1 protein-coding gene is annotated in these 1,104 nt (G+C 34.1%); it reads left to right on the top strand.

The genetic code is table 11. The features are described 5' to 3' along the window. Positions 1 to 345 precede the first annotated feature (345 nt). Positions 346 to 552 (top strand): hypothetical protein, encoded by a 207-nt coding sequence (locus CSV64_RS16460; RefSeq protein WP_099635668.1) that lies wholly within the window; start codon positions 346 to 348, stop codon positions 550 to 552. Positions 553 to 1,104 lie beyond the last annotated feature (552 nt).

Genomic DNA, 1,104 nt, shown 5'->3' with positions numbered 1-1,104 from the left:
TGCGTAAAATTCATTGTGAGTCCTCCTTGGTATGTAAATTAGGGGTCAATTCGTGCAGATTTGACACCCCGCATCATACCAAGAGGGCTCTTTGTGTTCAAGTCCCCGAAAAAGCTTCTAACAGGAATGCTCCTATTATAATGAACTAATTCAGTAATTGTAACATGATGTCGATATTTACGATAATTCTGCATTAGTTGTTTCTTTATTTATTCATATTCAGCACCGGTTTTGACTTGTCCATGTTTTTATGTATGTATTCATCTGAATGAGGTCGGATATATTGAATTTATTATAACTTGTAAAAGTTTTAGGACTCGCCTGATGTTTGAATAAAGAGGTCAAGTGAAAGTCGAAGAATTTATTAATAAAATACAATCGGATAAGGACTGTGCATCTCAGTTTTCGAAAAATCCTGTAAAAGCAGTTGAATCAATCATTGGAGTTCAACTTCCCGAGAAACAAATTAATCCAATCATTGACGTCGTTAAAGCAAAAATTTCTTCCGACAAAGTAGAAGGTCTTATAGGAAAAGCAAAAAATCTGTTTTAATCTATTCGTTAAAAACAATAAGGACCCTACCTCTTATTAATCTCTGAGGGATAAGGTCCTTCTTTCGTTTTGTTAAGCACTTGGGATTGGATTATCATCACTATCTCTAAACTACAACTATATCAAATCTATTTCCTATATTTACAGAAACGCACCTCATTTAATATTTAGACTTCTGTTAGTTTAATAACATTATTATTAAAATTGTATAGGTTCACGGCGCTTTATCTTTTTCAATGATTCCATTCATATTTCAAAAAACATCTTGTAGCTTATGTTTACTTAAATATAACAAAGGGTCAGACCCCCGCCATGCTAACAATTTAGCGTGGCGGGTGACTGACCCTCTCAACCTTAAATAATTCATTCAAATAATGATTCATAAATATCCTCTCAGGATCGAGCTTCTCTCTAACCGTATAAACGCTAAAATAAATATGTACACTGTCGCCGGGATAAATATGTACAAATCTACCGATCTCTCGCATACTAAAGCGGAGGTGATAGATATGTACATAACCATTCCATTCGATACGGATTTTGAGATTACAA

Origin of the sequence: Sporosarcina sp. P32b, from assembly GCF_002743335.1 — a bacterium.
GTDB lineage: Bacteria > Bacillota > Bacilli > Bacillales_A > Planococcaceae > Sporosarcina.
This window is presented reverse-complemented; position numbering and strand designations above follow the sequence as displayed.